Origin of the sequence: Paracoccus fistulariae, from assembly GCF_028553785.1 — a bacterium.
Classification (GTDB): Bacteria; Pseudomonadota; Alphaproteobacteria; order Rhodobacterales; family Rhodobacteraceae; genus Paracoccus; species Paracoccus fistulariae.
Genome location: NZ_CP067136.1, coordinates 1,055,491 through 1,081,429, shown reverse-complemented (window position 1 = coordinate 1,081,429; position 25,939 = coordinate 1,055,491). Strand labels below are relative to the sequence as shown.

The window sequence follows — 25,939 nt, the reverse complement described above, 5'->3', positions numbered from 1 at the left end:
TGATCTGAAACGAAAAGGGGCCTGCTGGCCCCTTTTTCTATGCGGTTTTCTATGCGGTCGCCTTGGCCAGTGCCTGATCCAGATCCGCGATCAGATCATCGGCATCCTCGATCCCGATGGACAGGCGCACGACCTCGGGGCCGGCACCTGCGGCACGCTGCTGCGCTTCGGTCAATTGCCGGTGGGTGGTCGAGGCCGAATGGATCACCAGCGACCTCGCATCGCCCAGATTGGCGACATGGCTGAACAGATCCAGCGCATCGACCAGCTTCACGGCCGCCTCATAGCCGCCCTTGATCTCAAAGGTGAACAGCGCACCCGCCCCCTTGGGATACAGCCGCCGCGCCGTCGCATTCCAGGGCGACGAGGCCAGACCGGCATAGGTCACGCTGGCCACGCGCGGATCCTTTTCCAGCCACTCGGCCACCTTCTGCGCATTTTCCACATGGCGCGGCATGCGCAGGCCCAGCGTTTCGATCCCCATCAGCGTGTAATGCGCGCCCTGCGGGTTCATCGTCATGCCCAGATCGCGCAGACCGATGGCAATGCCGTGGAAGGTAAAGGCCATCCCGCCGAAGGTCTCGTGGAATTTCAACCCGTGATAGGCAGGCTCCGGCTGAGACAGCGAGGGGAACTTGTCGCTGGCCGACCAGTCGAACCTGCCGCTATCCACGACCACCCCGCCGGTGACCGTGCCATTGCCGGTCATATATTTGGTCAGGCTGTGCACGACCAGCGTTGCCCCCATCTCGATGGGCTTGCACAGATAAGGCGTGGCCAGCGTGTTATCGACGATCAGCGGCACACCGGCCTCATCCGCGATCCCGGCGACGGCGGGAATATCGGTGACATAGCCGCCCGGATTGCTGATCGATTCACAGAAAATCGCGCGCGTATCCTCGTCAATCGCGGCCTTCATCGCCTCCAGATCGTCCAGATCGACAAATTTCGCCGACCAGCCGAACCTCCGGATCGTCTGCGAAAACTGCGTCACGGTGCCGCCATAAAGCCGGGTCGAGGCGATGATGTTCTTGCCCGGCCCCATCAGCGGAAACAGCGCCATGATCTGCGCCGCATGTCCCGAGGAACAGCAGACCGCGCCCGCACCGCCCTCCAGCGCGGCAATGCGGCTTTGCAGCGCGGCCACGGTGGGATTGGTCAGGCGGGAATAGATATAACCGACCTCCTGCAGGTTGAACAAACGCGCCGCATGTTCGGCATCGCGAAAGGCATAGGCGGTTGTCTGATAGATGGGCACCTGACGCGCGCCGGTGGCCGGATCGGCTTCGCTGCCTGCGTGAACGGCTGCGGTATCAAAGCCATGGGTCATGAATTCTGTCCTCCCTCGGTTCCGCTGCAGCTTAGCGCCGATGGCGAAAACGGCAACGCGGAACTGGCCAAAATCCGCCCGCGACGCTACAGCGCCCGGGAATATTTGATAAAGGGCGTCCGCTCTGCCACGCGGTCGTAAAGCATCCGTCCCGCATAGTTGAACTCCTGCGTCATCCAATAGACGGCGGGCGCGCCTGCCGCATCCGCCGCATCGTAAACCGCCTCGATCAGCGCCCGGCCGACCCCCTTGCCCCGCGCCTCGCGCGCCGTGAACAGATCCTGCAGATAGCACACCCCTTCGGGCCGCCAGAGATGCGGGTGAAACACATAATGGACCAGCCCCGAAAGCGTGCCGTCCTCTTCCGCCACCAGCCCCCGGAACTCTCCCGGCTCTTGCGCCATCAGCCTTGAAAACGCGCCGTCAAAGAAATCCTGCGGCAGATCCGGGCGATCGTAAAAGGCGTGATAGCCCGCATAAAGATCCTGCCAGGCCACCCTGTCCTCTGCCGCCAGCGCGCGGATCACCACCATGTCGTTTCTCCTTGTCCAAATATCCCGGGGGTGAATTGCCGCAGGCAAGAGGGGGCAGCGCCCCCTTGACCCCTATCGCCCCTGACGCCGCGCCATGAAGGCCAGCTTCTCGAACAGCCCCACATCCTGCTCATTCTTCAACAGCGCACCATGCAGCTTTGGCAACATCTCGCCCGGATCGCGCTTCAGATCCTCGGGCGACAGGTCTTCGGCCAGGATCAGCTTCAGCCAGTCCAGCAATTCGCTGGTCGAGGGCTTCTTCTTCAGTCCGGGCGCCTCGCGCATCTCGAAGAACTGGCTCAGCGCCTCCTGCAGCAGGGCGGGCTTCAGGCCGGGATAATGAACCTCGACGATCTGGCGCAGCGTCTCGGCATCGGGAAAGCGGATATAGTGGAAAAAGCAGCGTCGCAGGAAGGCGTCGGGCAGTTCCTTTTCGTTATTCGAGGTGATGATGACCACCGGACGATGCCGCGCGCGGATGGTCTGGCCGGTCTCGTAGACATGGAACTCCATCCGGTCCAATTCCTGCAGCAGGTCATTGGGAAATTCGATATCGGCCTTGTCGATCTCATCGATCAGCAACACGACCTTTTCTCCCGCCTCGAAGGCCTGCCACAGCTTGCCCTTGCGGATGTAATTGCCGACATCATGGACCCGCTCATCGCCCAACTGGCTGTCGCGCAACCGGCTGACGGCATCATATTCATACAGACCCTGCTGCGCCTTGGTGGTCGATTTCACATGCCATTCGATGATCGGCAGCCCCAGGCTTTCGGCCACCTGCCGCGCCAGTTCGGTCTTGCCCGTTCCCGGTTCCCCCTTGACCAGCAAGGGCCTCTCCAACGTGACCGCCGCATTGACCGCAACGGCCAGTTCGGGGGGCGCCACATATCGGTCGGTGCCGGTAAACTGCATGAAACTCTCCTTTTGCGTGCAGATGTTAGCGGTACAGGCCGCCTCGCGCGAAGTTCGGCTTGTTAATGATCAATTACGCAGCTTTCGGCTAGTGACAAGGACAGCTTCATCCGTTAGGTGGCAAGCATTGCCGGTTATACCGCCGCATATGCAACCGGAGAGACGCATGAAAGCTCAGACCTTCCTGCCACAGGACTATCGTCCCGCCGAGGACGAGCCCTTCATGAATGATCGACAGCTGGAATATTTCCGCAGGAAACTGGAAGCCTGGAAGCAAGAACTGCTGGATCAGTCAGCCGAGACGCTGGAAGGCTTGCAGGACAGCGCGCGCGCCGTGCCAGATCTGGCCGACCGCGCAAGTGAAGAAACCGACCGTGCCCTGGAACTGCGCACACGCGACCGTCAGCGCAAGCTGGTCAGCAAGATCGATTCGGCGCTGCGCCGCATCGAAACCGGCGAATACGGCTATTGCGAAATGACCGGAGAGCCGATCAGCCTCAAGCGGCTGGATGCGCGCCCGATCGCCACGATGACGCTGGAAGCGCAGGAAAAGCACGAGCGTCGGGAACGCGTGCATCGCGACGACTAAGACCGGTCGCCGGCAACGGTCGATCAGCCCGACATGACCGCCGCTGATCCGCCGGATTGGCGGCATTTTCATATCAGCCAGGGGAAAGACCATGTCGCTGCAGGGGCGTGAAATCCGGATCATCGGCGCGGGAATTGCGGGGCTGACCGCGGCCATCGCATTGGCTCAGCGCGGCGCGCGGGTCACCGTTCAGGAACGCGCCCCGGAACTGGGTGAGGTCGGCGCCGGTCTGCAGCTGTCGCCCAATGCAATGCGGGTGCTTCAAGCGCTTGGCCTGGGCCAGCGGATCAGGGCGGATTCGCTGCCGATACAGGCCGTGCGACTGCGCGACCTCTCGGGCGCAGAGGTCGTGCGTATCCCGATGGCGGATGGCGGCGCGGACAAGCCCTTTCGCATGATGCACCGCGCCCGCCTGATCGAAGTGCTGGCAGGTGCCGCCCGGCAGGCCGGCGCGCGGATCGAACTGGCTCAGGACGTGACAGAGCTTCCGCAGGTGCCGCTGTTGATCGGGGCGGATGGGCTGCGCAGCCGGGTCAGGGTGGCCCTGAACGGACGCGAAGTGCCCTTCTTCACCGGCCAGACCGCATGGCGCGCGCTGATCGACAGCCATGACGATCTGCCCGAAACCCAGATCTTCATGGGGCCGGGGCGGCACCTTGTGACCTATCCGCTTGCCGGTGGCCTGCGCAATTTCGTGGCGGTGCTGGAACGCTATGACTGGCAGGAAGAGGGATGGTCCTATCCTGACGATCCCGCCAATCTGCGCGCAGCCTTTGCCGGTTTTGGCGAGCCTGTCACAGGCTGGCTGGAAAAGGTCACGCAGACCAATGTCTGGGGGCTGTTCCGGCACGAGGTTGCGCGGAACTGGCAGGACGGTCAGCGCGTGCTGATTGGCGATGCGGCCCATGCGACGCTGCCTTTCATGGCACAGGGCGCCTGCATGGGAATCGAGGATGCGTGGATCCTGGCCGATTGCCTGTCGGCAGAGCCCGACCAGAGCCGCGCCCTGAAGCGCTATGAAGAGTTGCGCAAGCCGCGTTGCAGCAGGATCGTTCAGGCCGCCAATGACAATGCCCGCAATTATCACCTGACCGGGGCCAGGCGCCTGTTGGGCCACAGCGCGCTGCGGCTGGCAGGGCGGCTGGCTCCGGGTCGGTTGCTGTCGCGGTTCGACTGGATCTACAGCTATGATCCGACCCGGGTTGTCAGCTGAAAGCGTGGCCGTTTAGGCCGCCTTCTCGACGGCGGACACGATGCCATCCACGACTTCGCGCAGAAGGTTTTCGTTATCGGCCTCGGCCATGACGCGGATCAGCGGCTCGGTGCCCGATTTGCGGATCAGCACGCGGCCCGATCCGGCCAGACGGGTTTCGGCCTCGGCAATCACCGCCTGCACCGCCGCCGCCGATAGTGGATCCGCCCCGGCCCGGTAGCGCACGTTTTTCAACAGCTGCGGCACCGGATCGAATTGCGTTGCCAGATCGCTGGCCTTCTGGCCGCTATCGGACATGGCGGCCAGGAACTGCATCGCCGCGATCAGCCCGTCGCCGGTGGTCGCATAATCGGTCATCACGATATGGCCCGACTGTTCGCCACCCAGATTGAAGCCGCCTTCGCGCATCCTCTCGACCACATAGCGGTCGCCGACCTTCGTCCGCTCCAGCCGCAATCCGTGGCGATCAAGGAAATGTTCAAGGCCAAGGTTCGACATCACCGTTGCCACCAATGCATCGCCGCGCAGCCGACCCTGCCTTGCCCAGCGGGCCGCCATCAGCGCCATGATCTGATCGCCATCGGCCAGTCGTCCCTTTTCGTCGATGATCGCCACCCGGTCCGCATCGCCGTCCAGACTGATGCCCAGATGCGCGCCATGTTCCAGCACGGCCGCCGCGCAGGCCTCGGGATGGGTCGAGCCAACGCCCGCATTGATGTTGAAGCCGTCGGGCTTCACCCCGATCGGGATCACATCGGCGCCCAATTCCCACAGCACCTCGGGCGCGGCGCGATAGGCGGCGCCATTGGCGCAATCGACAACGATTTTCAGCCCGTCCAGCCGCTGCCCGCTGGGGAAGGTGGTCTTGGCATATTCGACATAGCGCCCCAAGCCGTCATCGATGCGGCGGGCGCGGCCGATATTCTGCGGCTGTGCCGGAACGATCTCTCCTGCGACGATGGATTCGATTTCGTCCTCGGCCTCGTCGGACAGCTTGAACCCGTCGGGGCCAAAGAACTTGATGCCGTTATCCTCGGCCGGGTTGTGACTGGCCGAGATCATGATGCCCACATCCGCCCGCATCGAGCGCGTCAGAAAGCCCACGGCAGGCGTCGGCACCGGGCCCAGCAGCAACACATTCATCCCTGTCGAGGTCAGCCCCGCCGTCAGCGCGTTTTCCAGCATATAGCCCGACAGGCGGGTATCCTTGCCGATCACGACGCGATGCGCGTTATTGCCGTCGCGCCGGAAATAGCGGCCGGCGGCAGCGCCAAGACGCAGCGCCATCTCTGCCGTCATCGGATAGGAATTCGCGCGACCGCGCACCCCGTCGGTTCCGAATAATCCTCTGCTCATACCTCTGCCTTTTCTATGTTCTTGAGGGCGGCCCACAGGCGCAGCCCCTGATCTATCTGTCCCACATCATGGACCCGGTGGATCTGCACCCCCTGATCCAGCGCCGCCAAAGTCACCGCCAGCGTGCCGGGCATGCGCTGTGCGGCATCCTCGGCCCGGCCAAGCGTGCCGATGAAACGCTTGCGCGATACGCCCAGCAAGATAGGGCAACCAAGCCCATGATACAGCGAAATCCGCCGAAGGATGGCAAGATTATGATCCAGCGTCTTGCCAAAGCCAATGCCGGGATCGATCACGATGCACTCGCGCGCGATCCCCGCCTGCAAGGCCCGGTCGATCCGCGCTTCCAGCGCGTCATAGACATCCAGCAGAACATCGCTGTAGCGCGGATCGTCCTGCATGTTTTCCGGCAGGCCCTGTGCGTGCATCAGGCAGACCGGCACCCCGGCCTCTGCGACAAGGGCGGGAAGGCGGGCGTCGAAATCAAAGCCCGAAACGTCGTTGATCATGGCGGCCCCCGCCTGCAACGCAGCGCGGGCCACGGCGGATTTGCGCGTATCGACCGAGATCGCGGCCCGATCCGACAGCGCGCGGATTACGGGCAGGATGCGGTCGATCTCTAGCGCTTCGGGGATTTCGACCGCTCCGGGGCGGGTGGATTCGCCGCCGATATCCAGAATATCGGCACCGTCCCGCAGCAGGTGCGCGGCCTGCGCGGTCGGGTCATAGCTGCCGCCGTCGGAAAAGCTGTCGGGCGTCGCATTGACGATGCCCATGAGGCGCGGTCTGGACAGATCCAGCCCCGCTACAGGCGCGCGCGGCGCGGTCAGGGTGGCGATAACCTCTGGCGGGGCATCCTGCGTGATCTGCGGGGCGGCGCCGCGCTGCAAACGTTCAAAGCGCGAAAACCCGGTCCAGCCCCCGGCCAGACGATAGCGGGCATCGGGCGCATCGGTGGGGATCGGTCGATAATAGATGCGATCCGTCATGGCTTAGTCGATATGGCCGATGGGAATGTCGAAATTCTCGGGAATGGACAGGGCCTGCCCTTCGGAGCCGGCAAAGTCGATCCGCTGCGCGCCCAGACGCCGCGCGATCCACAGGCCCAGCGTCGCGGGCTGTTGCCCGGCCTCGGGCGCGTCCGAACTCAGCCGCGTCGGCGCCCAGATCACCGCCCGCCCGGCGCGGATGGCCGCCTCAAGCTCGGTGCGGGTCTGCGCAGTTTCCAGCCCCAGCTGACCGGCCAGCGCCCAGGCCGCCTGATCCAGTTCCAGCAGGGCGATCTGTCGCTGATCGCCGCCCTCGGGCAGGGGCAGGGCCGGGGCGGGGGGAAGTATGACGGTCGCCTCATCCGGCACGGCGGTCGGGCGGCCCACGATCACGCGCACCGGCGCCGTCGCGCGCGACACGTCAAGCCGCGAGGCGTCGCGCGTGATTGTCACCCCAAGCGCGCCCGGACCGCGATCCAGCTTTTCCACCGTCACCGTGACCCGCGCGGCCTTCGGCTGGGCCAGAACCTCGGCCGCGATCTTTTCGGCCAACGTCTCGACAAGATTGTAGCGGCGATCGGCCAGCGCCGTCTCGACCGCCTGTGTCAGCACGTCATAGGACAGGATGTGATCGACATGATCGTCCGGATCAGGCGCGGTCTGGCGCAGTTCCACATCCAGATTGAAGCGCAGCCGCTGTGTGCGGCCACGCTCGGACTGAAATGCGCCGATATCGGCGGCGATGATCAGGTCTTTGAGGTGAATGCGATCAGGATGTTCCATACCGCCATTCACAGCAAAAGCAGGCGACAGGCAAGCCTGTCATCCTGTCTTCAGTTCGAGGCGACGCGCTGACCGCCGCGGCGATAGAAGATGTGCTGTCCAATGCGCACCGTGCGCTGGAAGCGGCGCGACCAAGCGGGGCGCACGGCGGGGGTGTGGAAATAGGTGGCCCCGCCGGTCAGGACGCGCGGCGCGCCGGCAAGGGCGTTTTCGGCAATCGCGCGGGCGCGCAGATAGGCGGCCTTGTTGCGGATCGGCTTGCGCCCGCCGATGGTATAGCTGAACTGGCTGGGCTGGTTCACCACGCCGCAGACCGTGCGCGGAAAGCGGCGGCTGTCCACGCGGTTCAGGATCACCTCGGCAACGGCGGCCTGCCCACGGGCGCCTTCGCCACGGGCTTCGTGATACAGCGCCTCGGACAGGCAGCTGAGGTCCTGTTCGCTGAACTGGTTGCGGCTGCTGGCCAGAAACAGCTCGGCCCGCGGGGTGTCGGAATCTTCGTCAACGACGAGGTTTTCCACTTTCACAGGTTCGGCATCCGTGTATAGAAGCGGCTTCGAGCGGGGCAGGTCCATCGCATTCGACGCAGCACCGAAAATGCCTGCGTTCGAGGAGAAAAGCGAACCGTTTCCGCCGGCCTTGGCGGCAGTCGAAGCAAAGGTAAGTGCGGCAGTTGCGCACAAACACAGTGGCGCCAACCGCTTAAGCAGCGTTTTCATCTCTAATCCTATAACCGCGTCAGATTGACAGGTCGTAAAGGTGACGCGGTCACGAGCAGAGGACCGCATGTCTGTTTCAGGGGGATGAATAGGGTTTTTGGCCCCCTGCCAGCTATGACACAGCCGCGTGAGGGGCGTGCTTGTCCCGAAATCACGGATTTCAGGCAGAAATCTGCCGATAGATTTTTGCTAAACTGGCAGGTTTCGGCAAATCACGGTGGAAAAAAGACCGATTCGGACCTAGTTTCAGCAACCTGAAGTTGAAAAAATTATCCGAATCTGTCGAATCATGCGTTTCCATCAGCAAGGCTTATTTGTCTGCCCTTTTGCATGAATCGTCGCCTGCGCCGCCGCCAGTCTGGCGATCGGCACCCGGAACGGTGAACAAGATACATGGTCCATCCCGGCTTCGTGACAAAAGGCGATGGATTCGGGATTGCCGCCATGCTCGCCGCAGATCGACAGGGTGATGTCGGGCGCAGTGTCGCGCGCGCGCTGCACGCCGGTCAGAATCAACTCTCCGACGCCTTCGTGATCCAGGATATGGAACGGATCCTCTGCAAAGACGCCCTGGCCCACATAGGCGCCCATGAAGCGCCCGGCATCGTCACGCGACAGGCCATAGGTCATCTGCGTCAGATCATTCGTGCCGAAGGACAGGAAGGACAGATGCGCCGCAATCTCGCCCGCGCGCAGGGTGGCGCGGGGCGTTTCGACCATCACGCCCAGCTTGTAGTCGAAATCGATGCGATGATTGTTGCGGACCTCGGCGGCGATGGCGTCGATGCGGTTCTTGACGATCTCGACCTCGCGCACGGCGCTGACCAGCGGGATCATGATCTCGGGCACGATGGGCTGACCGGTGCGCCTGGCCGCCTCGATGGCCGCCTCGAAGATGGCGCGCGCCTGCATGTCGTAGATTTCGGGCACGGTAATGCCCAGACGAACGCCGCGCATGCCCAGCATCGGGTTGAATTCGGACAGCGCCTCGACCCGCCGCGTGACGTCGGACAGGGGCAGGTCCAGCGATTCCGCCAGATCGTGAATCCCTTCGCGGTCATGGGGCAGGAATTCATGCAAAGGTGGGTCGAAGAGGCGGATCGTGACCGGCATTCCCGCCATGATTTCAAACAACTCGCTGAAATCCTGTCGCTGCATCGGCAGGATCCGTTCCAGCGCAAGCCGCCGGTCATCGGGCGAATCGGCAAAGATCATCTCGCGCATGGCAGGCAGGCGGTTGGCTTCGAAGAACATATGCTCGGTCCGGCACAGCCCGATGCCCTGCGCCTTGAAATTGCGCGCGGTGCGGGCATCCTCGGGCGTGTCGGCATTGGCGCGCACGATGATGTCGCTTTCCTGATCCGCCCAGTCCAGAAGCTGGTTGAAGCTGTCATCCAGCGCCGGGCCAAGAAGCGCGACCTGTCCGGCCAGAACCTCGCCCGAGGTGCCGTCGATGGTGATCTCGTCGCCTTCCTTCAGCACGGTGCCGCCCGCCTTGATCCGGCGGTGGCGCAGATCCACGTTCAGGCCGGTCGCGCCGACGATGCAGGGCTTGCCCAGACCGCGCGCGATCACCGCCGCATGGCTGGAGGTGCCGCCACGCTCGGTCAGCACGGCGACGGCGGCATGCATGCCACGGATATCTTCGGGCCCGGTTTCGCGGCGGATCAGGATGCAGGCTTCGTCGCGGGCGGCGGCGGCCTGCGCCTCGGCCGCGGAAAAGACGATCTTGCCCGTGGCCGCGCCGGGGCTGGCATTGATGCCCCGCGCAATCACCTGACGCGGCACGGAAGGATCGACCTGATGATGTAGCAGATCGACCAGCGCGCGCGGCTCGACCCGCATCACCGCCTCGGCGGATGAGATGATGCCATCGCGGGCCAGCGCCACCGCCACCCGCACATTCGCGCGCGACGATCGCTGAACCCGCGTCGCGTCGATGACCGAGATCTTGCTGTCGGTGACGACGAATTCGATCTGCATTTCCTCGCGCAGGCGTGCCCGCGCGGCGGTGCCAAAGCCGACCAGCTGTTCAAACAGGGCAGGGGCTGCCTCTTCCAGCGAGGGGCCGCGTGCGTCGCGCACCAGATACAGCGTTTCGGCGCCCGGCCCGACGGTGCCCCCCTGCGACTGGCCCCGGAACCGGCCGGTCACGCCCGGTTTGCCCGATGCCGCGTCGATCAACTGGATCGTGCCGGATCCGCACAGGCCGGGGCCAAGGGCCGGGGCCATATCCTGCACCACAAGGCCCAGAGGCGCATCGGCGGGCGCGCCCTTGGCCTGCCGCAGCAGCCGCGCGGTCGGCCCATCCCAGGCCCGCGACATCGAGCGCAGCACCTCGGCCAGCTGCGTGCCGGGATCCTGGGGGAAGGGCTCTTCCATCTGGTCCTGATACAGCCGCAGCACATTGGCCAGCGCGCCCGGACCTTCCTGCGCAAAGCTGTCGGGGTCCAGCCGGGCAATATTGATCGCGTAGCTCTGGATGAAATCCAGATAAAGCGCATCGGCATTCGCGCCGCCGATGGAGGCGGCAAGCTGGGCATGAACATCGTCATTGATGCCGACATTCAGCACCGTGCGCGGCCCGCCCCATTCCGGCATCACGGCCGAGGGCCGCACGCTGACAAGGCGGCTGCCCTGCGAAAACAGCGCCCGCAGCCCGGCCATCGGAATGCGCTGGCCGCTGGCAATGCCCGCCACGGACGAGGCGGGGATCGCAAAGCTGCGCGGGACGGGCAGGTCAAGGCGGATCAGCCGCTGCAGGCATTTCGCGCGCCAGCCATGCTGATTGCGCTCGATCCCAGCCGAGGGCGTGATTTCGGTCAGATCGGGGCTTTTGCGCATATCCATGATTTTGCAAGATATGCACCGCGCCGCTGATGCTGCAAGTGCGAAAAAGGGGGCGCGCGGCCCCCTTTTGCTTATTTTGCCCGGTAATGTCGCGATTATTCGACGATCGTGACCTTGGACATATAGTCCGGCTCGGAGACCGAGCCATTCGCGGCGGAATCGCCTTTCTTGATCTGGTTCAGCACATCCCAGCCATCGACGATCTGCCCGACGACGGTATATTCGCCATCCAGGAAGGGGGCCGGGGCCAGGTCGATGAAGAACTGGCTGTTGGCGCTGTTGGGATCCTGCGCGCGGGCCATGCCGACGGTGCCCGCCTCGAACGAGACATCGCTGAATTCGGCGGGCAGATCGGGCTTGTCCGAACCACCCATGCCCGCACGCGACAGATCGCCGCCCATCTTGCCATGTTCGACATCGCCGGTCTGGGCCATGAAACCGTCGATCACGCGGTGAAAGACGACGCCGTCATAGGCCCCGGATTTGGCCAGATCGACCAGCCGCGCCACATGATTGGGCGCCTTGTCCGCCAGCAGGTCCAGCGTGATCGTGCCCCTGGGCGTGCCATCGGCTGCGGCGACCTCGATCACCATGTTCGGGCCGGGGCCGTCCTGATGCTCGGGGGCCGATTGCGCGATCGCAGAGGTCGCGGCAAGCGCGAAGGCGGGAATCAGCAGCAGGTTCTTATGCATCGGCGGCCACCTTGACCGAGATCATGCGGTCCGGCGATGCTGGCGGCTCGCCCCGGGCGATCTTGTCGACATGCTCCATCCCGTCGATGACGCGGCCATAGACGGTATATTGACCGTTCAGAAAGTCGTTATCCTTGAAATTGATAAAGAACTGGCTGTTGGCGCTGTTCGGATTTTGCGACCGCGCGGCGCCCAGCGTGCCCCGCGCATGCGGCAGCTTGGAAAATTCGGCCGGCAGATCGGGCAGGTCAGAGCCGCCGGTGCCTGCGCGGCCCGGGTTATAGTCCTTTTCCATATTGGCATGGGCGACATCGCCGGTCTGCGCCATGAAGCCGTCGATCACGCGGTGAAAGGCGACATTGTCATAGGCGCCGGCGCGGGCCAGCTCTTTCATGCGCTCGGAATGCTTGGGCGCGACATCGGGCAGCAGCTCGATCACGACGGGACCGTCCTTCAGCTCGATGATAATGGTGTTTTCGGGGTCTTTGATCTCGGCCATGCGGGCCTCCTTTGCCTCGTTCATCTGTTGACTTAGGCGTTTGCGAATACGGGTGCAACGCGCGAAGGGCTCAAAGGTTTATCACGCAGGCGTCATCATGCTTCACGTCGGTGTCACTGTTGACGCCGACGCGCCCATGCGCTTTGAAGCCTTTCAAAGACTTCACCTCGAAAGGACGCGAGATGGCAGAGTTCAACACGATTGAAGATATGGATCTTGACGGCAAGGTCGTGCTGACCCGCGTCGATCTGAATGTGCCGGTCGAGGATGGCCGGGTGACGGATACCACGCGGATCGACAAGATCGTGCCGACGGTCAAGGCGATCCAGGCCAAGGGCGGGATCCCGGTCCTGCTGGCCCATTTCGACCGTCCCAAGGGCAAGCGCGTCGACAGCATGAGCCTGAAACAGATCCTGCCCGCGCTGGAAGCGGCGCTTGGCCAGAAGGTTGCCTTCAGCGACGAGCTGATCGGCGGTCCGGCCAAGCGGGTCGTGGCCGGGCTGGAAAAGGGCGATGTCGCGCTGTTGGAAAATACCCGCTTCTATGAGGGCGAGGAAAAGAACGACCGCACCTTCGCCGCATCCATCGCGGCGCTTGGCGGGGCCTATATCAATGACGCCTTTTCGGCCGCCCATCGCGCCCATGCCTCGACCGAGGCGCTGGCGCAACTGCTGCCTGCAGGCGCGGGCCTGCTGATGGAGGCCGAACTGACGGCGCTGGACGCCGCGCTTGGCGATGCGCAGCGCCCGGTGATGGCGGTCGTCGGCGGGGCCAAGGTCTCGACCAAGCTGGAACTGCTGACCAACCTGCTGGAAAAGGTCGATTATCTGGTGATCGGCGGCGGCATGGCCAATACCTTCCTGGTCGCCAAGGGCGTCGAGGTCGGCAAATCGCTGGCCGAACGCGACATGGCCGATACCGCCCGGGCGATCATGGAAAAGGCCGAAAAGAGCGGCTGCACCATTCTGCTGCCCAAGGACATCGTCGTGGCGCGGGAATTCAAGGCCGGTGCGGCCAGTGAGGTGCTGCCCGTCGATGACTGCCCGGCAGATGCCATGATTCTGGATGCAGGTCCGGCTACGGTCGCGGCTTTGGGCGACGCGATGGAACAGTGCCGGACGCTGATCTGGAACGGCCCGCTGGGCGCGTTCGAGATCGAGCCCTTTGACGCTGCGACCAATGCCGCCGCACAGAAAGCCGCTGAACTGACCCGAGAGCAGCGCTTGATTTCGGTCGCCGGTGGCGGCGATACCGTCGCCGCGCTGAACAAGGCCGGGGTGGCAGAGGATTTCACCTTCATCTCGACCGCGGGTGGCGCGTTCCTGGAATGGATGGAAGGCAAGGAACTGCCCGGGGTCGTCGCGCTGACGAAATCGGCGCAGTAATCAGCGCGATATCATGCGATATGAGGCGGCAATCTGTCGCCTCATATCGTTTTGGGCGATGCAGCCCATCACCAGAACAGGCCCAGAAGCCCGCGGCGGCGCCCGGGTTTGCTAGAGACTTGGGTATCTGCTGCCTCTTCCGCGGCCTCTGCCTGCTCCTTCGCTGCGGTTTCTGCAGCCAAGGCTTCAGCCTTCGTGGCCTCGGTCGCTTCCGCTTCGGACGTCTGCGCAGTCGTCGCGGCATTTTCGTCGACCCCTGCGGTGTCGCCGGCCGGTGCCGTGACAGGGAGACCTGCCGTTGCATCTTCCAGTACCGCCACCGCAGCCGCGTTTCCGCCGCCGTCGGATTTGGCCGAACTGTCCGATGTTTTGGACTGCGCGGCCGCCTCGTTATAGCCGTCGATGGATTTCCTCCAACTGCTATAATCGGGGGGCAGACGCTTCACATCCGTCCTGACCGCATAGGTCGATGCATCATAGGTGCTGGTTTCGCCCGCTGCGGTGATGGGACGCAGGAAGAGGCTTCGCTGGTCGCCCCCAATTTCCGTCGAGATGGCGTTCGTTCGTCCGCCAAACAGGGAAATATGGTAGGTCGAGAGGTTAGAATTCATGAACATGGTTACCTCCTTTCAGTAAACTCAGTCCTCCTCTTTTGCTATGGGCCAAAGCGGGCGCTTTCTCCATCAGTTTGAAATTAAGATTTTATTAATCCTTAACGGCCAGACAGGCTTGTTTCCGCTATTGTTTTCGGCTGTTAGCGTCACCAGCGTTGTCTCTGGTCGCGCCCGTGCTATGCAGCCGCAATACAGTATGGAGAGTTTCGATGCAGATGACCGATACGGTTCGGAAAATTCTTGCCAATTATGAAGGCGAGACCCCCGGTGTGAAGGGGCAACTGGCACGTATGCTGATGACCGGCAAGCTTGCAGGCACCGGCAAGATGATCATCCTGCCGGTCGATCAGGGGTTCGAGCATGGCCCGGCCCGGTCCTTCGCCGCCAATCCGACCGCCTATGATCCGCATTACCACTATCAGCTGGCCATCGATGCCGGGCTGAACGCCTATGCCGCGCCGCTGGGCATGATCGAGGCCGGCGCAGACAGCTTTGCCGGTCAGATCCCGACCATTCTGAAGGCCAATTCGGCCAATAGCCTGATGTCGGATACGGCGGGCAAGAACCAGGCGATCACCGCGACGGTGGATGATGCGCTGCGTCTGGGCTGTGCGGCCATCGGCTTCACCATCTATCCGGGCTCGGACATGGCGCTGGACATGTTCGAAGAAATCTCGGCCATGCGTCAGGAGGCTGCGGCCAAGGGGATCGCGACCGTCATCTGGTCCTATCCGCGCGGGGAAGCCATCAGCAAGGATGGCGAAACCGCCATCGATATCGCCGCCTATGCCGCCCAGATCGCGGCGCTGCTGGGGGCGCATATCATCAAGATCAAGCTGTCGACCGATCATCTGGAACTGCCCGAGGCCAAGAAGGTCTATGAGGAGAAGCAGATCGACATCGCGACCCAGGCCGAGCGTGTGAAACATTGCATGCAGGCATCGTTCAACGGTCGCCGGATCGTGGTGTTTTCGGGCGGCGCGGCCAAGGGCGCGGATGCAGTCTATGACGACGCGCGCGCGATCCGCGATGGCGGCGGCAATGGCTCGATCATCGGGCGCAACAGCTTCCAGCGCTCGCGCGAGGATGCGCTGGATATGCTGCAGAAGCTGGTCGATATCTACAAAGGCGCCTGAGGCGTTTTGGGATATGTGGTGAAAGGGGGCGCTCGCGCCCCCTCTTGCGTCTGGCGACGCAATTCACCCCCTGAGGATATTTTTCCAAAGAAGAAAGGTCAGCTGCGCAGGCCGGTCTTCTTCAGCAGGCCCTTGCGCTTGGCCTCGTAATAATAGCCGCGCGAATACCAGCTGATGGTCAGGTCCGGGTCGCCTTCGGCCACGAGATAGGCGCCGCGCAGATATTTGACGCCGTAGCGCAGGTTGGTATCGGCATCGAGCAGGCCGCTGGCCGGGCCGCGATAGCCCATGGTGCGGGCGGTTTGCGGCAGGATCTGCATCAGGCCGTAATAGGGGCCATTGCGCGCCCAGGGGCGGTGGTGGGATTCGCGGATGATCACGCGATGCACCAGGGCCGATGGCACCTCGTAATAGCGGGCCCAATAGGTGATGCGAGAGCGGAGATAGGGCGTTTCGTTCGGATAAAGCCCGTTCGCGCCGAGGCCCGAAGGCATCGGCTGGGATGTCTTGGCCCCGCAGGCGGCCAGGGCGAGGGCCGAAAGGATCAGCCCCCGGCGTGACCAGCGGGTCACGTCAGACATGGATGGCACCATCCCCAAGCGCCAGAGCGGCTTCGCGCACGGCTTCGGATGTCGTCGGATGGGCGTGGCAGGTCAGGGCGATGTCTTCGGCGGCCGCGCCGAATTCCATGGCGACGCAGACCTCGTGGATCATTTCACCGGCATTCGGGCCGATGATATGGCAGCCGAGGACGCGGTCGGTTTCCGCATCGGCGATCATCTTGACGAAGCCGTCGGATTGCATCGCCGCCTTGGCGCGCGCATTGCCCATGAAGGGGAACTTGCTGGTCTTGATCTTGCGGCCGGTTTCCTTCGCGGCCTCTTCGGTCAGGCCGACATTGGCGACCTCGGGGGTGGTATAGATCACGCCGGGGATCACGTCGTAATTCACGTGACCGGCCTTGCCCGCGATCACCTCGGCGGCGGCCATGCCCTCATCCTCGGCCTTGTGGGCCAGCATCGGGCCGGGCACGCAATCGCCGATGGCGTAGATGCCCTTCACATTGGTCTGCCAGTGATCGTCGATCCTGACGAAGCCGCGATCGGTCATCTCGACCCCCAGCTTGTCGAGGCCCAGACCGTCCACGGTCGGGCGGCGGCCGGTGGCGACCAGCACAACGTCGGCCTCGATCACATGTTCGCTGTCGTCTTTCTTCAGCTTGTAGGTGACGCTGGCGCCGTCCTTGCCTGCCTTGGCGCCCTGCACGGCGGCGCCCAGGACGAATTTCAACCCCTGTTTCGACAGGATCTTCTGGAACTGTTTTTGCACCTCGGCATCCATGCCGGGGGTGATCACGTCCAGATATTCGACGACGGTGACCTCGGCGCCGAGGCGGGCATAGACCGAGCCCAGTTCCAGCCCGATGACGCCTGCGCCGATCACCACCATGGATTTCGGCGGTTTGGGCAAGGTCAGCGCACCGGTGGAATCGACGATGATCCCGGCCTCGTTATCGACCTCGACCCCTTTCAGCGTGGCGGGAACCGAGCCGGTGGCGATGACGATATTCTTCGTCTCATGGACCGTATCGCCGACCTTGACCTTGCCCGCTTCAGGGATCGAGGCCCAGCCTTTCAGCCAGTCCACCTTGTTCTTCTTGAACAGGAATTCGATGCCCTTGGTATTGCCGTTCACGGTGTCGGCCTTGTAGCCCTGCATCTTGGTCCAGTCGAGTTTGACCTTGGCGCCGGTCAGGCCCATCTTGTCGAAGTTATGTTCGGCCTCATGCAGCATATGGCTGGCATGGAGGAGCGCCTTGGAGGGGATGCAGCCGACATTCAGGCAGGTGCCGCCCAGGGTTTCGCGACCCTCGACGCAGGCGACCTTGAGGCCAAGCTGGGCGGCGCGGATGGCGCAGACATAGCCGCCGGGGCCCGAACCGATCACGATCAGATCATAGGTGGACATGGTAAACTCCTTCTTGTCCCGTGGCCCGCGGGGGGCTTGCATCGCGCCGCGGATCTCCGGGCCGCGCATGCGTCATTCGTCATTCGTCATTTCCCGGCCGCCGGGCCGTCCGTTCAGAACAGCGCGGCCAAAATCATCGCCAGCGTGGCCGTGAAGCCCACCATCCAGATGATCGAGCGGCCCGGCGTCCAGCCCAGCACATAGGCGGGCACATAGAACAGCCGCGCGATCAGATAGATCCAGGCGCAGGTGGCGGTCACGCCCGAGGCCTGGCCGCCCATGGTCACGACAACCACCGCCAGGGTAAAGAGGATGAGTCCCTCGAAATGGTTGTTCAGCGCGCGCTGCAACCGGCCTGCGGTGCCGGTCAGGCTTGGCGCATTGTCGCGCGGCCCCATGGCGACTTTCGGGCCGATCTGCATATTGGCCGCGATCGAGAAGGCGGCGAACTGGATGGCCTGCAGCACTCCGGCCAGGGCGAGGACGGTCAGTTCGGTGGTCATGTCAGGCGGTCTCGACGAAAGCAAAGCTGGTGTCGGTCACGCCGGCCTGGCTGTTGAAGACGCCCGCGGCGCCATCCAGATAGGCCTTGGCCGCCTTGGCATCGCTGACATTGAACAGCGCCCAGGCATTGCCATTGTCCTGACGCCACAATTGCAGCAGAGACAGGCCGTTATTGCCGCGATCCTCGGCGTCATTGTCGAACGCCGTCTTGAAGGTGGTGAAATCGCTGATGGTGTAATGTGCGATCATCTGGCTCATATTAACTCTCCTGTCGAATCTCTGTGCGGATGGTGCGGGATACGGTCCCGGCTGCGTCACTGACAGTCATTTCAGATAATTCATGCCGGGCCAATATGCTGCGATTGTCCTGAGTAAGTTCCAGCCGCTTCCATGACGGCCAGTTCCACAACGGCTTGACGGCCATTTCGGTTGCTTCGCATCGCGCCGATCGCGTGGAGCGATATCGGCCGTCGGCGGTGCCCAGTGGCCGGACCGTGAGCGGATGGCAACGGCCCGCAGCGATCCCGCGACGCCTTGCCCGGCATATCATGCGGGCAAGGCGTTTCCGGCAAGCGCGGACCGGGCCTTACAGGTCCATCAGCAGACGGCGCGGATCTTCCAGGGCTTCCTTGACCCGCACGAGGAAGGTCACGGCGCCCTTGCCGTCGACGATGCGGTGGTCATAGGACAGCGCCAGATACATCATCGGGCGGATCACCACCTCACCACCGATGGCGACCGGGCGTTCCTGGATCTTGTGCATGCCCAGAATGCCCGATTGCGGCGGGTTGAGGATGGGCGAGGACATCAGCGACCCATAGACACCGCCATTCGAGATGGTGAAGGTGCCGCCCTGCATGTCAGCCATGGACAGCTTGCCGTCGCGGCCCTTGGCGCCAAGTTCGCCGATCTCTTTTTCGATCTCGGCAAAGGACTTGTCCTGCGCATCGCGCACGACCGGCACGACCAGACCGTTCGGCGTGCCCACCGCGATACCCATATTGACGTAGTTCTTGTAAACGACGTCGGTGCCGTCGATTTCGGCATTCACCTCGGGCACCTCATGCAGCGCATGCACGCAGGCCTTCACGAAGAAGGACATGAAGCCCAGCTTGACCTTGTGCTTCTTTTCGAAGGCGTCCTTGTATTCGTTGCGCAGTTCCATGATGCCGGACATGTCGGCCTCATTATATGTCGTCAGCATGGCCGCCGTGTTCTGCGCATCCTTCAGGCGGCGGGCGATGGTCTGACGCAGGCGGGTCATCTTGACCCGCTCCTCGCGCGCGGTATCCTCGGCCTTGCGCGGTGTGGCGGGAACGGCGGCCTTGGGCGCGGCCGAGGCACCGGCCACGTCTTCCTTCATGACACGTCCATCGCGGCCCGAGCCGGTGACCTGATCGCGGCTGACGCCTTTTTCCGCCATGGCTTTCTTGGCCGAGGGCGCATCCTCGACATCCTTGCCCGATGCCTTCGCCGGAGCGGCATCTTCCTTGGCGTCGGCGCCGTCTTTCTCGGCGGGTTTCGCAGGGGCGGGTGCGTCGCCTTCCGCGCCTTCGGTGATCACGGCCAGTTTGGCCTTGGCATCGACTGTCGCGCCCTCTTCGGCGATGATTTCCGCCAGAACGCCGGCGGCCGGTGCGGGCACCTCGACCGAGACCTTGTCGGTTTCCAGCTCGCACAGCATCTCATCGGCCGCAACGCTGTCGCCGACCTTCTTGAACCAGGTTGCAACCGTGGCCTCGGTGACGCTTTCACCAAGGGCGGGCACCATGACATCGACGGATTTTCCGCTCATTTTCTTCTGTCCTTCCGGAGTCTTTGCAGCAGCATCGTCGCTGGCCTGCGGTTGTTCTTTTTCTTTGGCAGCTTCTGCCTTTTCTGCCTTGGGCGCCGCGCCCTGACCGGATTCGTCGATCTGGGCCAGAAGCGCGTCCGGGCTGACGGTTTCGCCCTCGGCGGCGACGATCTCGGCCAGGACGCCGGCAGCCGGGCTGGGCACCTCTACGGTGACCTTGTCGGTCTCCAGCTCGCACAGCATCTCGTCCACGGCGACGGCGTCACCCGGTTTCTTGAACCAGGTGGCGACGGTGGCCTCGGTGACGGATTCGCCCAGTGCGGGCACACGAACTTCGGTGGGCATCAGATCATCCTTCGATGGTGATTGCTTCGTTGACCAGCGCCTCTTGTTCGGCCTTGTGGCGCGAGGCGAGGCCCGTGGCGGGCGATGCGGCGGCGTGACGGCCGACATAACGGGGACGGCTGTGCTTGGCGCCAAGGCGTTCCAGCACCCATTCCAGATAGGGCTCGACAAAGCTCCAGCCGCCCTGGTTCTTGGGCTCTTCCTGACACCAGACGATCTGGGCCTGCTTGAACCGGCCCAGTTCCTTGACCATCGCCTGGGCCGGGAACGGATAGAACTGTTCCAGCCGCAGCAGATAGACATCGGTGATCCCGGCTTCGTCGCGGGCCTTCAGCAGGTCGAAATAGACCTTACCCGAGCAGATGACGACGCGCTTGATCTTGTCATCCGCCACCAGCTTCGTGTCCGAGGCGCCGCGTTCGGCATCATCCCACAGGATCCGGTGGAAGGTCGAACCGGTCTGGAAATCCTCGGCCTTGCTGACGGCCAGCGGGTGACGCAGCAGCGATTTCGGCGTCATCAGCACCAGCGGCTTGCGGAAGCCACGGTGGATCTGGCGGCGCAGAATGTGGAAGTAATTGGCCGGCGTGGTGCAGTTGGCGACGATCCAGTTATCTTCGGCGCAGCTTTGCAGGAAGCGTTCCAGACGCGCCGAGCTGTGTTCAGGCCCCTGACCCTCATAGCCATGTGGCAGCAGCATTACCAGACCGGACATGCGCAGCCATTTCTTTTCGCCAGAGCTGATGAACTGGTCGAACATGATCTGCGCGCCATTGGCGAAATCGCCGAATTGCGCTTCCCACAGAACCAGCGAGTTCGGCTCGGCCAGCGAATAGCCATATTCGAAGCCCAGAACCGCATATTCCGACAGCATCGAGTCGATGACTTCGTATTTGGCCTGATCCGGCTGGATATGGTTCAGCGGATAATAGCGGTCCTCGCTTTGCTGGTCGATAAAGGCGGAATGGCGCTGCGAGAAGGTGCCGCGGGTGGAATCCTGACCCGCAAGACGCACGCCATGCCCCTCGACCAGCAGCGATCCAAAGGCCAGTGCCTCGCCCGTGGCCCAGTCGAAACCTTCCCCGGTCTCGAACATCTTCTTCTTGGCTTCCAGCAGGCGCGCGACAGTCTTGTGCAGGTTCAGATCTTCGGGCGGCGTCGTCAACGCCCTGCCGATTTCGGTCATGGTGGCGGGCGCAATGCCGGTTTCACCCGCGACGTAATCGGCACCCTCGCGTTCCAGCCCGGACCATTTGCCATCCAGCCAATCGGCCTTGTTCGGCTTGTAATTCTTGCCGATCTCGAACTCTTCGTTCAGATGGGCCTGGAAGGCCGCCTTCATATCCTCGATCTCGCCTTCGGGGATCAGCCCGTCGGCCACCAGACGGTCAGTGTAAAGCTGCAGCGTCGTCTTGTGCGACTTGATCTGCTTGTACATCGCCGGGTTGGTGAACATCGGCTCATCGCCTTCGTTGTGACCGAAGCGGCGATAGCAGAAGATGTCCAGCACCACGTCCTTGTGGAACTTCTGGCGGAATTCGGTCGCGACCTTGGCGGCATGGACCACCGCTTCCGGGTCGTCGCCATTGACGTGGAAGATCGGCGCTTCGACCATCAGCGCGATATCCGTCGGATAGGGCGAGGTGCGGCTGAAATGCGGCGCGGTGGTAAAGCCGATCTGGTTGTTCACGATGATATGGATCGTGCCGCCGGTGCGGTGGCCACGGATGCCCGACAGTTGCAGACATTCCGCCACCACGCCCTGACCTGCAAATGCGGCATCGCCATGCAGCAGGATCGGCAGAACCGCCGTCCGGTCCGAGGTATCCTGCAACTGATCGCCCTTGGCGCGGGCCTTGCCCAGCACCACCGGGTTCACGGCTTCCAGATGCGAGGGGTTCGCGGTCAGCGACAGGTGCACGGTATTGCCGTCAAATTCGCGATCCGACGAGGCGCCCAGGTGATATTTCACATCGCCCGAGCCATCGACATCCTCGGGCTTGTAACTGCCGCCCTGAAATTCGTGGAAGATGGCGCGGAAGGGTTTGGACAGCACATTGGCCAGCACCGACAGGCGGCCCCGGTGGGGCATGCCGATAACGATGTCCTTTACGCCAAGCGCGCCGCCGCGCTTGATGATCTGTTCCATGGCCGGGATCAGCGCCTCGCCGCCATCAAGGCCGAACCGCTTGGTGCCCATGTATTTCACATGCAGGAACTTCTCGAATCCCTCGGCCTCGACCAGCTTGTTCAGAATGGCGCGGCGGCCTTCGCGGGTGAAGGCGATTTCCTTGCCATAGCCCTCGATCCGCTCTTTCAGCCAGGCGGCCTCTTCGGGGTTCGAGATATGCATGTATTGCAGCGCAAAGGTGCCGCAATAAGTCCGCTCCATCAGTTCGGTGATCTGGCGGATCGTGGCGACCTCCAGCCCCAGCACGTTGTCGATGAAGATCGGGCGGTCCAGATCGCCGGGACCAAAGCCATAGGTCTCGGGCTGCAATTCGCCGTGATCGGGAACCTCACGCATGCCCAGCGGATCAAGCTGCGCGTGCAGGTGACCCCGGATCCGGTAGGCGCGGATCAGCATCAGCGCGCGGATCGAATCCAGCACCGCCTGACGCATCTGGTCGCTGGTCAGGGTGACGCCTTTTTCTTCGGCCTTGGCGGCGATCTTTTCCATCGCGGCGGTGGCTTCGGCCTTGCTGGACATCGGCCATTCGCCGGTCAGCGCGGCGGTGGTGTCATCGGCGGGCATCGGCGGCCAGTCGGCGCGGGCCCAAGAGGCGCCCTGCGCCTCGCGGACGGCATCGGCCTCGGCATCGCCCAGACCCCGGAAAAATTCATCCCATGCCTGATCGACGGCGGAAGGATCCTTGGCCCACTGACCGTAAAGCTGTTCTACATAGGCCGCATTATGGCCCTGCAGGAACGACGAGTCGTGGAAATCAGAGTTTTTCGGTTGCTCGGTCATGTTGTTCGCGCCTTTGACGCTTTGGCTGGGGAATGGGGCTGGCACCGCCTCAGGCGGCGCTGCATTCGACGATCATGATCTGCACGCCCGGCATGGCGCTGCCCGCACCGGGTGCATTCTTCTTGCTGTTCGCGACGCTGCGGCCGTCCTGACCGCAAAGCTTGGCAGGCGCCGCATCGACCTGGCCGGGATTTGCCTGTTCGGGGCGCAGCAGCACGATATAGCGGCTGTTGACATCGCCCGATATCGATACCAGCGCGGCCTGTTGCAAGCCCGTGCGACTGTCGACGGGGCCGGTTTTCAGCACCGGCTGCGTGGGTGCGACGGGCACAGGGGGTGTGACCGGCGCGGGAATGACCGGCGGCTTGGGCGAGGTGGCGGCGGGCGCCTGCGGTGTCGTCGCCGGTGCGCCGGTGACGGGCGCGCCCGCCATAGGCGGCTGGACGCAGCCTGCGACCAGAGTTGCAACCAGACCAAGCATCGCGGCTGGTTTGAGGGTCCGGGTCATCACATCTCTCATTCTGCTCACCTGTTGGCTCATCAAGCGCAATATATGTCGATAATCGCGGCACCCGGATCGGCATAGGGATCGACGCGGGGCACGCGGTCGATCTGGGCCGGGCGACGTTTCTCAAGACCGCACAGCGCGCGGGCGGCGTCCTGTTCCGCATTCGCGGGCGCGCGGGCAGGGTGATAGATCAGCCGCCAGCCGAAATCGCGCCGTGCGACGGTACGTACAGATTCCGAGGGCAGGGTGCTGGCCCGATGCAGGTCGGTCATCGCGGGCACCCCGCCGCGCAGCACGACATCGGTCGGCGCGCGACCGCATGCGGCGATCAGCAATAGTCCCGCCAGAGACAGCGGAACGGACAGGCGACGGGGGCGGTATTGACTGTTTTTCTGCAAATTTTGCCTTTTCTGGCCGCGATTGCGATCCATAGTCGGGCGTGAATGTGACAGTGTCAAATTCGCCTCAGTCTGCGCAATATGCGCCTGCGCCGCCTGCCGTGGCATTTCGTGATCGGCCGACATGCCCGTGCAGCGCTGCTTTCCACAGCGGGCAGTTTTCGCATCAAGGGGGATGGAAACGGACATGTCGTCGATCCCTGCCGCTTAGCCCTTGATGGCTTTCAGCACGGCTTCGCCCAGACCGGCGGGGCTGTCGGCCACGACGATACCGGCCTTTTTCATGGCCTCGATCTTCGATTCCGCGTCACCCTTGCCGCCCGAGACGATGGCACCGGCATGGCCCATGCGACGGCCCGGAGGCGCCGTGCGACCGGCGATGAAGCCTGCGGTGGGCTTCCATTTGCCCTTCTTCTTCTGTTCGGCCAGGAATTCGGCGGCCTCTTCCTCGGCGGAACCGCCGATCTCGCCGATCATGATGATCGACTCGGTTTCGTCATCGTCCAGGAACATCTGCAGCACGTCGATATGCTCCATGCCCTTGATCGGGTCGCCGCCGATGCCGACGGCGCTGGACTGGCCCAGACCGACATCGGTGGTCTGCTTGACGGCCTCATAGGTCAGCGTGCCCGAGCGCGAGACGACGCCGACGCTGCCGCGCTTGAAGATGCTGCCCGGCATGATGCCGATCTTGCATTCATCGGGCGTCATGATGCCGGGGCAGTTCGGGCCGATCAGCTTCGAATTCGAGCCTTGCAGCGCACGCTTGACGCGCATCATGTCCAGAACCGGGATGCCTTCGGTGATCGCCACGATCAGCGGGATGCCGGCATCGATGGCCTCAAGGATCGAATCCGCAGCGAAGGGCGGCGGGACATAGATCGCGGTGGCATTGGCGCCGGTCTTTTCGACCGCTTCATGCACGCTGTTGAACACGGGCAGATCCAGATGCTGCGTGCCGCCCTTGCCGGGGGTGACGCCGCCGACCATCTGCGTGCCATAGGCGATCGCCTGTTCGGTATGGAAGGTGCCCTGGGATCCGGTGATCCCCTGGGTGATGGCTTTGGTGTTCTTGTCTACGAGAATGGCCATGAGAGCCTCTTTCTTGACGTTGTGTTCACAGTCAGGTCCGACCCGGCCGGACCCGCATTATTTTCAAGCACTGACCCGGTCAGGGGTCGGCATCTGGTAGAAATCCGAAAGCAGGTGGTAATCCGGTGCCGTATAGGCCAGCAGCGCGTCGACCGCCTTTGGCGTCAGGTTCTGATCCCGCCGCTTCGATGTGTTCGACCGCGTGAACTGAACCTGCTGCCCGATCCGTGCCGACAGATCCTCGCGCAGCCTCTCCATCTCTTCGATGCGATAGATCGCGTCAAAGCGGGACAGGTCCTGACCCAGAAACACATGGAAGCTATCCGTGTGGTGCCGGATCGGGCGAAAATGCCTGCGATAGATCTCCAGCTTTTCGGCGAATTCGGACAGGCTGGGGCAGGGTGTGATGCCCGCCGCAAGCAGTCGGTCGCGACGCTTGGGATTGTCCAGCGCGGCGGCGATCTGCCTGCTCCAGTTTCCGATCTTGTTGTTATAGGCAGAGACGACCCGTTTCACCGGATCGCGGACCACCGCATAACGCCAATAGCCGTCCAGATCCTTCAACCATCCGGGGTCGAAATCCTTTGTCGGAAAGGACTGCTGCAATGTCAGGCCACCGAATTCGGCAGTGTTGAAATCCTTGCCATTCTCGATCGCATACATCGCCCGTTTCAAGCTGGTGCAAGCCACCTTGGGAACGGGGAAATAGGCGATGCGATGTGTATGGGACACGAAGGGCAAGATGATCTCCTGTT

General features: G+C 63.2%; 25 protein-coding genes. 4 read left to right on the top strand and 21 right to left on the bottom strand.

Features of this window, described 5'->3' with window-relative positions; translation table 11 throughout:
- Positions 1-49: 49 nt before the first annotated feature.
- The 3 genes from JHX87_RS05380 to JHX87_RS05370 all read right to left on the bottom strand — a co-directional run bounded on the left by JHX87_RS05380 (position 50) and on the right by JHX87_RS05370 (position 2,778).
- Positions 50-1,330 carry an O-acetylhomoserine aminocarboxypropyltransferase/cysteine synthase family protein gene (locus JHX87_RS05380; RefSeq protein ID WP_271882967.1) on the bottom strand — a complete coding sequence of 427 codons (1,281 nt, stop codon included), beginning with the start codon at positions 1,328-1,330 and terminating at the stop codon, positions 50-52.
- A gap of 86 nt (positions 1,331-1,416) precedes the next feature.
- Entirely contained in the window at positions 1,417-1,863 is a 447-nt protein-coding gene (locus JHX87_RS05375) for a GNAT family N-acetyltransferase (RefSeq protein WP_271882965.1), read from the bottom strand.
- Between the two features lie 72 nt (positions 1,864-1,935).
- Positions 1,936-2,778 carry an AAA family ATPase gene (locus tag JHX87_RS05370; RefSeq protein ID WP_271882963.1) on the bottom strand — a complete coding sequence of 281 codons (843 nt, stop codon included), beginning with the start codon at positions 2,776-2,778 and terminating at the stop codon, positions 1,936-1,938.
- A gap of 166 nt (positions 2,779-2,944) precedes the next feature.
- Between JHX87_RS05370 and dksA the strand changes: the two genes are divergently transcribed.
- Entirely contained in the window at positions 2,945-3,367 is a 423-nt protein-coding gene (dksA, locus tag JHX87_RS05365) for an RNA polymerase-binding protein DksA (protein ID WP_187793531.1), read from the top strand.
- Between the two features lie 91 nt (positions 3,368-3,458).
- Positions 3,459-4,580, top strand: a complete 1,122-nt coding sequence (locus JHX87_RS05360; protein ID WP_271882960.1) for an FAD-dependent oxidoreductase — start codon at positions 3,459-3,461, stop codon at positions 4,578-4,580.
- Between the two features lie 12 nt (positions 4,581-4,592).
- Here the strand turns inward: JHX87_RS05360 and glmM are convergent, their stop codons facing one another.
- The 7 genes from glmM to JHX87_RS05325 form a co-directional block, all read right to left on the bottom strand.
- The gene (gene glmM, locus JHX87_RS05355; RefSeq protein ID WP_271882959.1) at positions 4,593-5,936 is read right to left on the bottom strand and encodes a phosphoglucosamine mutase; all 1,344 of its coding nucleotides are present in this window, start codon (positions 5,934-5,936) and stop codon (positions 4,593-4,595) included.
- Positions 5,933-6,925, bottom strand: a complete 993-nt coding sequence (gene folP / locus JHX87_RS05350; RefSeq protein WP_271882957.1) for a dihydropteroate synthase — start codon at positions 6,923-6,925, stop codon at positions 5,933-5,935. The genes glmM and folP overlap by 4 nt, the downstream gene beginning before the upstream one ends.
- Before the next feature lie 3 nt (positions 6,926-6,928).
- Entirely contained in the window at positions 6,929-7,708 is a 780-nt protein-coding gene (locus JHX87_RS05345; RefSeq protein WP_271882956.1) for a dihydroneopterin aldolase, read from the bottom strand.
- 50 nt (positions 7,709-7,758) lie between these two features.
- Entirely contained in the window at positions 7,759-8,235 is a 477-nt protein-coding gene (locus tag JHX87_RS05340) for a cell wall hydrolase (RefSeq protein ID WP_334220870.1), read from the bottom strand.
- A gap of 492 nt (positions 8,236-8,727) precedes the next feature.
- A complete protein-coding gene (locus JHX87_RS05335; RefSeq protein WP_271883468.1) occupies positions 8,728-11,271 on the bottom strand; it encodes a putative PEP-binding protein in 2,544 nt (847 codons plus the stop codon).
- Between the two features lie 101 nt (positions 11,272-11,372).
- Positions 11,373-11,969 carry a peptidylprolyl isomerase gene (locus tag JHX87_RS05330; RefSeq protein WP_271882955.1) on the bottom strand — a complete coding sequence of 199 codons (597 nt, stop codon included), beginning with the start codon at positions 11,967-11,969 and terminating at the stop codon, positions 11,373-11,375.
- Positions 11,962-12,468: a peptidylprolyl isomerase gene (locus JHX87_RS05325; protein ID WP_271882953.1), complete on the bottom strand. Its 507-nt coding sequence runs from the start codon at positions 12,466-12,468 to the stop codon at positions 11,962-11,964. The genes JHX87_RS05330 and JHX87_RS05325 overlap by 8 nt, the downstream gene beginning before the upstream one ends.
- Positions 12,469-12,650: 182 nt before the next feature.
- Here JHX87_RS05325 and JHX87_RS05320 point away from each other — a divergent pair, with 182 nt between their 5' ends.
- A complete protein-coding gene (locus JHX87_RS05320) occupies positions 12,651-13,853 on the top strand; it encodes a phosphoglycerate kinase (RefSeq protein WP_271882950.1) in 1,203 nt (400 codons plus the stop codon).
- Between the two features lie 68 nt (positions 13,854-13,921).
- Here JHX87_RS05320 and JHX87_RS05315 read toward each other — a convergent pair whose 3' ends face one another.
- A complete protein-coding gene (locus JHX87_RS05315; RefSeq protein ID WP_271882948.1) occupies positions 13,922-14,470 on the bottom strand; it encodes a hypothetical protein in 549 nt (182 codons plus the stop codon).
- Between the two features lie 206 nt (positions 14,471-14,676).
- Here JHX87_RS05315 and JHX87_RS05310 point away from each other — a divergent pair, with 206 nt between their 5' ends.
- The gene (locus JHX87_RS05310; protein WP_271882946.1) at positions 14,677-15,603 is read left to right on the top strand and encodes a class I fructose-bisphosphate aldolase; all 927 of its coding nucleotides are present in this window, start codon (positions 14,677-14,679) and stop codon (positions 15,601-15,603) included.
- Positions 15,604-15,701: 98 nt separating this feature from the next.
- On the opposite strand, the gene JHX87_RS05305 is transcribed toward JHX87_RS05310, so the two are convergent.
- From JHX87_RS05305 to JHX87_RS05260, 10 genes are all read right to left on the bottom strand, one after another.
- Complete coding sequence (locus tag JHX87_RS05305) at positions 15,702-16,184, bottom strand: lytic transglycosylase domain-containing protein (protein WP_271882944.1); 483 nt, start codon at positions 16,182-16,184, stop codon at positions 15,702-15,704.
- On the bottom strand, positions 16,177-17,571 hold the full coding sequence (lpdA, locus tag JHX87_RS05300) for a dihydrolipoyl dehydrogenase (RefSeq protein WP_271882942.1): 1,395 nt from the start codon (positions 17,569-17,571) through the stop codon (positions 16,177-16,179). Before lpdA ends, JHX87_RS05305 begins: the two co-directional genes overlap by 8 nt.
- A 113-nt stretch (positions 17,572-17,684) precedes the next feature.
- Complete coding sequence (locus JHX87_RS05295; protein ID WP_271882940.1) at positions 17,685-18,074, bottom strand: MAPEG family protein; 390 nt, start codon at positions 18,072-18,074, stop codon at positions 17,685-17,687.
- A 1-nt stretch (position 18,075) separates the two neighbouring features.
- Positions 18,076-18,333: a hypothetical protein gene (locus JHX87_RS05290; RefSeq protein ID WP_271882939.1), complete on the bottom strand. Its 258-nt coding sequence runs from the start codon at positions 18,331-18,333 to the stop codon at positions 18,076-18,078.
- Positions 18,334-18,661: 328 nt separating this feature from the next.
- Positions 18,662-20,215, bottom strand: a complete 1,554-nt coding sequence (gene odhB, locus JHX87_RS05285) for a 2-oxoglutarate dehydrogenase complex dihydrolipoyllysine-residue succinyltransferase (protein WP_271882938.1) — start codon at positions 20,213-20,215, stop codon at positions 18,662-18,664.
- Positions 20,216-20,219: 4 nt separating this feature from the next.
- A complete protein-coding gene (locus JHX87_RS05280) occupies positions 20,220-23,186 on the bottom strand; it encodes a 2-oxoglutarate dehydrogenase E1 component (protein ID WP_271882936.1) in 2,967 nt (988 codons plus the stop codon).
- Between the two features lie 49 nt (positions 23,187-23,235).
- On the bottom strand, positions 23,236-23,694 hold the full coding sequence (locus JHX87_RS05275; RefSeq protein WP_271882934.1) for a hypothetical protein: 459 nt from the start codon (positions 23,692-23,694) through the stop codon (positions 23,236-23,238).
- Between the two features lie 32 nt (positions 23,695-23,726).
- The gene (locus JHX87_RS05270; RefSeq protein WP_271882932.1) at positions 23,727-24,092 is read right to left on the bottom strand and encodes a hypothetical protein; all 366 of its coding nucleotides are present in this window, start codon (positions 24,090-24,092) and stop codon (positions 23,727-23,729) included.
- A gap of 207 nt (positions 24,093-24,299) precedes the next feature.
- Positions 24,300-25,184, bottom strand: a complete 885-nt coding sequence (sucD, locus tag JHX87_RS05265) for a succinate--CoA ligase subunit alpha (RefSeq protein ID WP_271882930.1) — start codon at positions 25,182-25,184, stop codon at positions 24,300-24,302.
- Between the two features lie 63 nt (positions 25,185-25,247).
- Entirely contained in the window at positions 25,248-25,916 is a 669-nt protein-coding gene (locus JHX87_RS05260) for a sulfotransferase family 2 domain-containing protein (RefSeq protein ID WP_271883467.1), read from the bottom strand.
- Positions 25,917-25,939: the final 23 nt, after the last annotated feature.